We start from the raw sequence: 8,785 nt of genomic DNA on the forward strand, positions 1-8,785 counted from the left end.
AGACTACCAACCACTCAGGATGTTCCGCGCTAACGGGGCTTTCGATGCTGCTCTGCGGCGAAGCCCTGGCGACTCGCATTCCAACATCTTGGGTTATCCCCCGACTTATCCCCAGATTCTGGATTCCACAGGGGTGAATCACCTCAGGATCGCGCGACTCGGCGGGTCAGCCAGAGGGCACGCATCGCCACGACCGCCACGGCAATCGCAAGATATGCCAGGGACTGAAGGGACCAGACCTTTTCCTGCATCACGAAATGCAGACCACCCAGGACCACCGCCACGTAGGACAGCCGGTGCAGTTTGTGCCAGCGCAGGCCCATCCGGCGGATGGCGGATTTGGTCGAGGTCAGCGCCAGCGGCAACAGCAGAAGGAAGGCGGCCATTCCAATTGTGATGTAGGGGCGTTCGAGCAGATCCTCGGCGATCTGGCCCCACAGGAAGGACATGTCCAGCGCCAGCCATGTCAGCAGATGCAGGCAGACATAGCCGAACCCCAACAGACCAAAGGCGCGGCGGAACTTCAGCAGGTTCAGCCCGGCATAGCGGCGCAAGGGCGTGACCAGCAGCGCGGCGATCAGGAATTGCAGCGCGATGACGCCAAGCTCATGTTCCAGCGCCTTGATCGGCTCCACCCCAAGCCCGCCATTGACGCCGAGCCAAAGCAGCCACGCAGCAGGCAGGAAGCCCAGGAAATAAAGCGGCCATTCCGGCAGGCGGCGCAGGGTCTGGTTCAGCGTGTCGATCATTGTGGCGCCTCAGAAATACTCGGACAGGTCCATGCCCTCGTAGAGCGAGGCGACCTCGTCCTCGTAGCCGTTGAACATCAGCGTCGGGATGCGACGGGCAAAGAGCCCGCCACCGACCCGGCGTTCGCTGGCCTGGGACCAGCGCGGGTGATCCACCTCGGGATTCACGTTGGAATAGAAGCCGTATTCGCGGCTGTTCTGCATGTTCCAGGTGGTGGGCGGTTCCTCATCCGTCAGGGTGATGCGGACGATCGACTTGATCGACTTGAAGCCGTATTTCCACGGCACGACCAGACGGATCGGCGCGCCGTTCTGGTTGGGCATCGGTTCGCCGTAAAGGCCGGTCGCCATCAGGGTCAGCGGGTGCATCGCCTCATCCAGACGCAGCCCCTCTCGGTAGGGCCAGTTCAGGATCGGGCTGCGCTGACCGGGCATTTCCTCGGGCCGCACCAGCGTTTCGAACGCCACGTATTGCGCGCCGTCCTGCACGCCGACGCGGGTCAGCAGATCGGCCAGTTCGAACCCGTTCCACGGGATCACCATCGACCAGGCCTCGACACAGCGGAAGCGGTAGATGCGCTCTTCTATGGTCATGCCTTCGAGGATCTCGGCAAGCGAATAGACACCGGGATTGTCGACCATGCCGTCGATCTCGATCGACCAGGGATCGGTGGTCAGCATATGGGCATAGGCGGCGGGGTCGGTCTTGCCGGTGCCGAATTCATAGAAGTTGTTGTAGCTGGTGATCTCTTCGAAGGTATTGGGTTCCAGCGCCTCTTGCGCGCGGGCCTGTCCGCCGATCAGACCGGCCCCCATGACAGCCCCTGCCCCGGCCATCCATTGACGGCGGTTCAGGAACAGACCCTTTGGGGTTACATCCGCATGGGTCAGGTCATTCTTCCAGCGATAGGCCATCGGGCTCCTCCTGCATTTGCTTGGCGCGACACTGCCAAAGAGATGGTGCGCAACAAAGCAAAAGCAGCGGGGCTCACGGCATTGTTGGAATCTCGTGACCGCGGGGAAAAACATCGTGCATGGGGCGTGAGGTGCCATCGGCCATGACCAGGCGCACATGGCGTCGCCGCATCAGGCGGGGCTCTGCCACCCCTACTGAATGGGCGATTGTCTCGACTTCCTTGATGATTCCCTTGGCATAGCGCGCCACCCGATCTTCTTTCACCTCAACGACCAGACCCTTCTGAAAGCGCGGATCATGGGTGGTGATGCCGGTTGGGCAGGTGTTTTTGTTACATTTCAGCGCCTGGATGCAGCCCAGTGCAAACATGAACCCGCGGGCGGATGTTACAAAATCGGCCCCCGCCGCCAGCGCCCAGGCCACATCGCCCGGGTTCACCAGCTTGCCCGAGGCCACCAGCCGGACCCGATCCTTCAGCCCGTGCCGGTCGCGCAGGTCCGACACCATCAGCAGCGCCTCGCGGATCGACATGCCGACAAGGTCCATCAACGGCATGGGCGAGGCCCCGGTGCCGCCCTCGCCACCGTCAAGCGTGATGAAATCGGGCGCGCTGTCTTCGCCGCGCTCGATGATCAGGCGGAAGAGGTCCTCGAACGGCTCCGCGCCCCCCGCGACGGTCTTGATGCCGACGGGCTTGCCGGTGACCTCGCGGATATGGGCGATCATGTCCAGCAGGTCGCCCCAGTCGTCGATCTCGATATGTCGGTTCGGCGACAGGCTATCCTCACCCGGCACGATGCCCCGGATCTGTGCGATCTCGGCTGTGATCTTCTCAGCCGGCAGAATGCCGCCCTTGCCGGGCTTGGCCCCCTGCGCGAGCTTCAGCTCGAACATCCTGACCGCCTCATGCGCTGCCACCTCGCGCAGCTTGTCGTCGTTCAGGCTGCCATCGGGGTTGCGCACGCCGTATTTGGCGGTGCCGATCTGAAAGACGATGTCGCAGCCGCCCTCCAGGTGGTAGGGCGACAGCGCGCCCTCGCCGGTGTTCATCCAGATCCCGGCCTTCTTGGCCCCCCAGCTGAGGGCCTGCACGGCGGGTTTCGAGATGGCACCATAGCTCATCCCCGAGATGTTGAAGAACGACGGTGCCCTATAGGGCTGCCGTGCCGTGGGGCCGATTATCATCGGTTCCGTCGAGGCATATTGGTTGTCCAGCGGCGGAAAGGCGGCGTTCACGAAAATCGGAGTGCCGGGAATGGTCAGGTCACGGGTGGACCCGAAGGCCAGAGTGTTGGACCCACCCTCGGCGGCGTGGTTCACCCAGTCCCGCTGCGCCCGGTTAAAGGGCAGCTCTTCCCGGTCCATGGCAAAGAAATACTGGCGGAAGAACTCTCCCAACGCGGTGAACAGCCCCCGGAAGCGCCCGATCACCGGGTAATTGCGGCGGATCGCGTCATGGGTCTGCAACCGGTCATAGATGGCCACCAGCAGCAGGATCAGGACGATCACCCCGACCAGGAACAAAAAGGCCTGCGCCAGAAACTCCACGAAACTGAACATCATCGCCTTGCGCCTTTCAGTGCTGTTGGGTTGTCCGGAACCTTGCCCGCCCCGGCCCCGTCAATCAATCGGCGGATGGTCACAATCGGGTCGGATCATCACCGCGTGATCACGAGGCCTGCACGATTTTGTGAGTGGACATCCAAAAACACCGTGGCTTAGCGCGGCCAATCGTTTCGGCAACCCAGGTTTTCAAGGATTTGATCACGTTGCGAGGTCATCCAGCCCCGCCCTGTTCCCGTAACCGAAGTCACATTCCTCAGGACAGGAGACCTACACAATGATCCGCCGTACTTTTCTTGGCACCGCTGCCGCAGTCATGCTTTCCACCGCCGCCTTCGCGGGTGGTCATTCCATGGACATCGTCGATACCGCCGTGGGCGCGGGCACCTTCAACACGCTTGTCGCTGCCGTTCAGGCCGCCGGTCTGGAAGACACCCTGCGCGGCGACGGCCCCTTCACCGTCTTCGCCCCCACCGACGAGGCTTTCGCCGCCTTGCCCGAGGGCACCGTCGAAAGCTTGCTGATGGAGGAAAACCTCGATCAGCTCGTGGCCATCCTCACCTATCACGTGGTTCCGGGCGCGGTCATGTCGGGCGATCTGTCTGACGGCATGATGGCGACCACCGTTCAGGGTGGCGAAATCGAGATCGGCACCATGGATGGCGTGACCGTGAACGGCGCCAATGTGGTCGCCGCCGATATCGAAGCCTCGAACGGCGTGATCCATGTGATCGACGCGGTGATCCTGCCTTCGATGTAAGCGCATCGGCCCGCCCTCACCGGCGGGCCCTTCCTTTGACCGAACCAGGGAGATCCCCCATGAACCGTCGTCAATTCTTCACCGCCACCGCAGGGGCCGCCGCCGCATCGCTGGCAACACCCGCGATCCTTTCCGCACAATCCGCGACCATCGTTGACCTCGCCGTCGCAACGCCCGACCTGTCCACGCTGGTCACCGCCGTTCAGGCGGCGGGCCTCGTCGACACGTTGTCAGGCCCCGGCAATTTCACCGTCTTCGCCCCCACCAACCGCGCCTTCGAGCATCTGCCCCATGGCGTACTGAACGGGCTGCTGCATGACATCCCCGCGCTAACCAATGTGCTGACCTATCACGTGTCCGGCGCTTACTACCCGGCCTCCGCCATCATCGGCCAAAGGGGCCGTATCCCCACCGTTCAGGGCGGATATATCCGCGCCAATGGTCAGGGTCATGGCGTGGTCCTGAACCATTCGGCCACCGTCACCACCGCCGATGTCATGGCCTCGAACGGGGTCGTCCACATCATCGACGCCGTGCTTCTGCCAGGCTGAGACCGTCCCCAACGGCTTACGGCAGAAAGAAGCGCCCCCGAAGAGCGGTCTCCGGGGGCGCTGATCGTTTCGGTCGGGCCCTTAGTGCACCACGGCATCGTCCGGCTTGGGCCGGTTCGAAGCCGACACCCGGTCACCGACGATCAACCCGTCGGTCCCGGCGCTGACATGCACCGTTTCGCCGTCCTTGACTTCGCCGGCCAGGATCATCTCAGCCAGCTGGTTCTGCAGGGCGTTCTGGATCACCCGCTTGAGCGGACGCGCCCCGAAGACCGGGTCGTAGCCCTCATCCGCCAGCCATTTCCGCGCGCCTTCGTCCAGATCCAGCGTGATCTTGCGATCGGCCAGACGCTTTTCAAGGCGACGCAGCTGAATGGCCACGATCCCATCCATATCGGCCCGCGTCAGGCGATCGAAGATGATGGTTTCATCCAGACGGTTCAGGAATTCCGGCCGGAAATGGGCGCGCACCGCGTCCATCACGTCCCGCTTGGCGGCGGAACTGTCGGCCCCATCGGGCAGCTGGCTCAGCGCCTGCGCCCCAAGGTTCGAGGTCAGCACAATGAGCGTCTGCTTGAAATCCACCGTGCGGCCCTGCCCGTCGGTCAGCTGACCGTCATCGAGCACCTGAAGCAGCACGTTGAACACATCCGGATGCGCCTTCTCGACCTCGTCGAACAGCACCACCTGGTAAGGACGCCGCCGCACCGCTTCGGTCAGCACGCCGCCCTCGTCATAACCGACATAGCCCGGAGGCGCGCCGATCAGGCGGCTGACCGCGTGTTTCTCCATGAACTCGCTCATGTCGATGCGCACCATCGCCTGATCGTCGTCAAAGAGGTACTCGGCCAGCGCCTTGGTCAGCTCGGTTTTCCCCACGCCGGTCGGCCCGAGCATCAGGAAGCTGCCCAAAGGACGGTTCTCGTCATTCAGCCCCGCCCGTGCCCGGCGCACGGCGTTGGATACGGCGGTAACGGCGGTCTTCTGCCCGATCACCCGCTTGCCGATTTCCTCTTCCATGCGCAGCAGTTTCTCACGCTCGCCTTCCAGCATCTTGGACATGGGGATGCCCGTCCAGCGCTCGACGACGCTCGCGATCTGTTCGGGCCGCACGGCCTCTTCGACCATCAGGTCATTGTCCTGCTGTTCGGACTCCGCCAGTTGCTTTTCCAGCCCCGGGATGACGCCATAAGACAGCTCCCCGGCGCGGGCCAGATCGCCCTGCCGCTTGGCCTGATCAAGTTCCGCCCGCGCATGGTCGAGCTTTTCCTTCAGCCCACGGGCCGATTCCAGCTTGTCGCGTTCCGACTGCCATTGCGCCGTCAGTTCCGCTGATTTCTGCTGAAGCTCGCCAAGGTCCTTCTGCAGCTTTTCCAGCCGATCCTTCGACGCCGCATCATCTTCTTTCTTCAGCGCCTCGGCCTCGATCTGCTTTTGCAGGATATCGCGGTCGAGCGCGTCGAGTTCTTCCGGCTTGGAATCCACTTCCATCCGCAACCGGCTGGCGGCCTCGTCCACAAGGTCGATGGCCTTGTCCGGCAGGAAGCGGTCGGTGATGTAGCGATGGCTGAGCTGCGAGGCCGCGACCAGCGCAGCGTCCGAGATTCGCACCCCGTGGTGCAGCTCGTATTTCTCCTTGATGCCGCGCAGGATCGACACGGTGTCCTCCACCGTCGGCTCCTCCACCATCAGCGGCTGGAACCGGCGGGCAAGGGCCGCGTCTTTCTCCACGTATTTGCGGTATTCATCGAGCGTCGTGGCGCCCACGCAGTGCAATTCACCCCGCGCCAGCGCCGGCTTGATCAGGTTCGCCGCATCCATGGCACCGTCGGTCTTGCCCGCGCCCACAAGCGTGTGCATCTCGTCGATGAAGAGGATGATTTCGCCCGCCGCGGCGGTGATCTCGTTCAGGACGGCCTTCAGCCGTTCCTCGAACTCGCCCCGGTATTTCGCACCAGCAATCAACGCGCCCATGTCGAGCGCCATCAGCGTCTTGTTCTTCAGGCTTTCCGGCACGTCGCCATTGACGATCCGCAGGGCCAGTCCCTCGGCAATCGCCGTCTTGCCGACGCCGGGTTCCCCGATCAGAACCGGGTTGTTCTTGGTCCGGCGGCTGAGCACCTGCATGGCGCGGCGGATTTCCTCGTCGCGGCCAATGATCGGGTCGATCTTGCCCTCGCGCGCCGCTTCGGTCAGGTCGCGGGCGTATTTCTTCAGCGCTTCATAGCTGTCTTCGGCCCCGGCACTATCCGCCGTGCGCCCCTTGCGCAGATCGTTAATCGCCGAATTCAGCGCCTGAGCGTTCACGGCGCCTGCATCCAGCGCGTCCTTGGCTTTGGATTTCACCATCGCCAGCGCGGTCAGGATCCGTTCGACGGCCACGAAACTGTCGCCCGCCTTCTCGGCCAGCTTCTCGGCCTCGGTCAGCACCTTCACGGTCTGCCCGTCCATGTAAAGCTGCCCGGAATCGCCGGTCACTTTCGGCAGCTTCGACAGCGACAGGTCGACAGACTCCGCCACCCGCTTGGCGTTACCGCCCGCCCGGGTGATGAGGTTCGAGGCCATGCCCTGATCGTCGTCGAGAAGTGCCTTCAGCAAATGCTCGGGAACCAGTTTCTGATGGTCGTCCCGCTGTGCGATGGTCTGCGCGGCCTGAAGGAACCCGCGCGCGCGGTCGGTGAACTTCTCCAAGTTCATGCCAAGTCTCCTTTTCACAAGCGCCCGTCCGTCGCCCCGCCCAGAATTCCGGCACGGAGGCATTTGCGGGCCTTGTCAGATAGATGGGAAAGGACACGACCCATCACAAGACCGCGACGAAGGATTCCCTTTCGAAAAAATCTTCCCATTTCTTTTGAACCGGGCGGCCACCCCGCCCGACATATGACCATAAGCCATAGCCGGAACCCGAAGCCATGACCCGCATCGCCCTGACCCAAGTCGCCTATGACGCCCGCCGCGCCTGCTTCCATGCCCGTGCCGTGCTGGACGACCGCGCCCCGGTCGACTGCCGCTGGCACGGCCCGCAAGGGGCCGCGTTCTCGCGCATTGCCTCTGGCCTCTCGCAGGCCGCCCTCCGCCACCGGCGGTAACAGTTTCCCCAAGGCGCAGCCGCCTGCCCCCGTCCCTCACTGGCTGCGCCCTCAGACAGGATGACCCCCGTCCCTCAAGGTCTCCTGCTGCCCGGCCCGGTCGCTTCCCCCCGTCGCGACCGGGCCGTTTTCTGTCTGACCGCATGGACAGCAGGCGCATCGCCCCCTAAAGCATCGCCCGAGCGCAACCGGAAGGACCCAAGCCATGAGTGATGACCGCCTGATCGCAGCCCTCGACGTGCCCAATGCCCTGCAGGGGCTGAAACTGGCCGAAGAGATCGGTGATGCCGTCAGCTTCTACAAGATCGGGCTGGGGATGCTGACCGGTGGCGGGTTGGCCCTGGCCAATGAACTGAAGCAGGATCACGGCAAGCGCATTTTCCTGGACATGAAGCTCTTCGATATCGGTGCAACGATTGAAGCCGCCGTGCGCGGGCTGGCGCAGTTCGATCTCGACTTCCTGACCGTGCAGGGCGACCCGCAGGTGGTGCGTGCGGCAAAAGAGGGCGCAGCGGGCAGCGGGCTCAAGATCCTCGCCGTCACGGTTCTGACCTCGCTCGACCGGGCCGATTTGGATTCCAACCTGATCAAGCCGGGCGATGTGCAGGATATCGTGCTGGAGCGCGCCGCCAACGCGTTCGAGGCCGGGGCCGATGGCGTCATCGCGTCCCCCCACGAAGCCGCTCTGATCCGCGCCCTGCCCAATGCCGCTGGCCGTCTGATCGTCACCCCCGGCGTGCGTCCGACAGGCAGCGCCAAGGGCGACCAAAAGCGGGTGGCCACCCCGGCGCAGGCCATCACAGACGGGGCCGATCATATCGTGGTGGGCCGCCCGATCTGGACGGCAACAGACCCCCGCGCCGCGGCACAGGCGATCCTCGCAGACCTGCCCTGACCCAACCCCGAGCCGAGGGGCGCAGCCCCCGCAGGCGAGATATCGTCTTGCGCCGTCAGGCGCGCAATTGGGTCAGCGGCTCAGTTGTCGTTGATATCGTGGTCGAAGGTCTTCACCTGGCCGCGATAAACGCCCAGGAACCGGCGCAGCAGCAGCCAGGCGACCAGCGACACCACGGCAAAGCTCAGCAGCAGAACGGGGACCGACCCGGTGATGAACGCGGCGGGCGCCCCGCCGATCAGCAGGATCAGCGCGATCACCC

The 8,785-nt window shown here is 63.8% G+C and carries 8 protein-coding genes and 1 pseudogene; 4 read left to right on the top strand and 5 right to left on the bottom strand.

From position 1 onward, the window contains the following. Positions 1-143: 143 nt before the first annotated feature. From msrQ to RBB16_RS20085, 3 genes are all read right to left on the bottom strand, one after another. Complete coding sequence (gene msrQ, locus RBB16_RS20075) at positions 144-749, bottom strand: protein-methionine-sulfoxide reductase heme-binding subunit MsrQ (protein WP_306047808.1); 606 nt, start codon at positions 747-749, stop codon at positions 144-146. Between the two features lie 9 nt (positions 750-758). After that, a complete protein-coding gene (gene msrP, locus RBB16_RS20080) occupies positions 759-1,664 on the bottom strand; it encodes a protein-methionine-sulfoxide reductase catalytic subunit MsrP (protein WP_306047810.1) in 906 nt (301 codons plus the stop codon). A gap of 73 nt (positions 1,665-1,737) precedes the next feature. Next, complete coding sequence (locus RBB16_RS20085) at positions 1,738-3,228, bottom strand: FMN-binding glutamate synthase family protein (RefSeq protein WP_306047811.1); 1,491 nt, start codon at positions 3,226-3,228, stop codon at positions 1,738-1,740. 277 nt (positions 3,229-3,505) lie between these two features. Between RBB16_RS20085 and RBB16_RS20090 the strand changes: the two genes are divergently transcribed. After that, complete coding sequence (locus RBB16_RS20090) at positions 3,506-3,988, top strand: fasciclin domain-containing protein (RefSeq protein WP_306047812.1); 483 nt, start codon at positions 3,506-3,508, stop codon at positions 3,986-3,988. A gap of 59 nt (positions 3,989-4,047) precedes the next feature. Continuing rightward, positions 4,048-4,539, top strand: a complete 492-nt coding sequence (locus RBB16_RS20095; protein ID WP_306047813.1) for a fasciclin domain-containing protein — start codon at positions 4,048-4,050, stop codon at positions 4,537-4,539. 81 nt (positions 4,540-4,620) lie between these two features. On the opposite strand, the gene clpB is transcribed toward RBB16_RS20095, so the two are convergent. After that, the gene (gene clpB, locus RBB16_RS20100) at positions 4,621-7,236 is read right to left on the bottom strand and encodes an ATP-dependent chaperone ClpB (RefSeq protein WP_306047814.1); all 2,616 of its coding nucleotides are present in this window, start codon (positions 7,234-7,236) and stop codon (positions 4,621-4,623) included. Between the two features lie 215 nt (positions 7,237-7,451). Between clpB and RBB16_RS20105 the strand changes: the two genes are divergently transcribed. Both RBB16_RS20105 and pyrF read left to right on the top strand, forming a co-directional pair. Next, positions 7,452-7,628, top strand: a complete 177-nt coding sequence (locus RBB16_RS20105; RefSeq protein ID WP_306047815.1) for a hypothetical protein — start codon at positions 7,452-7,454, stop codon at positions 7,626-7,628. A 205-nt stretch (positions 7,629-7,833) separates the two neighbouring features. Next, entirely contained in the window at positions 7,834-8,523 is a 690-nt protein-coding gene (gene pyrF / locus RBB16_RS20110) for an orotidine-5'-phosphate decarboxylase (RefSeq protein WP_306047816.1), read from the top strand. An 80-nt stretch (positions 8,524-8,603) separates the two neighbouring features. Here pyrF and RBB16_RS20115 read toward each other — a convergent pair. After that, positions 8,604-8,785 (bottom strand): annotated as a pseudogene (locus RBB16_RS20115) (hypothetical protein); the annotation flags it as partial.

The sequence above is a fragment of the Nioella sp. MMSF_3534 genome (assembly GCF_030732985.1).
Classification (GTDB): domain Bacteria; phylum Pseudomonadota; class Alphaproteobacteria; order Rhodobacterales; family Rhodobacteraceae; genus Nioella.

Excerpts from the sequence above, each read along its gene's own strand:
- msrQ (WP_306047808.1), bottom strand. The coding sequence starts at position 749 with ATGATCGACACGCTGAACCAGACCCTGCGCCGCCTGCCGGAATGGCCG.
- msrP (WP_306047810.1), bottom strand. The coding sequence starts at position 1,664 with ATGGCCTATCGCTGGAAGAATGACCTGACCCATGCGGATGTAACCCCA.
- RBB16_RS20085 (WP_306047811.1), bottom strand. The coding sequence starts at position 3,228 with ATGATGTTCAGTTTCGTGGAGTTTCTGGCGCAGGCCTTTTTGTTCCTG.
- RBB16_RS20090 (WP_306047812.1), top strand. The coding sequence starts at position 3,506 with ATGATCCGCCGTACTTTTCTTGGCACCGCTGCCGCAGTCATGCTTTCC.
- RBB16_RS20095 (WP_306047813.1), top strand. The coding sequence starts at position 4,048 with ATGAACCGTCGTCAATTCTTCACCGCCACCGCAGGGGCCGCCGCCGCA.
- clpB (WP_306047814.1), bottom strand. The coding sequence starts at position 7,236 with ATGAACTTGGAGAAGTTCACCGACCGCGCGCGCGGGTTCCTTCAGGCC.
- RBB16_RS20105 (WP_306047815.1), top strand. The coding sequence starts at position 7,452 with ATGACCCGCATCGCCCTGACCCAAGTCGCCTATGACGCCCGCCGCGCC.
- pyrF (WP_306047816.1), top strand. The coding sequence starts at position 7,834 with ATGAGTGATGACCGCCTGATCGCAGCCCTCGACGTGCCCAATGCCCTG.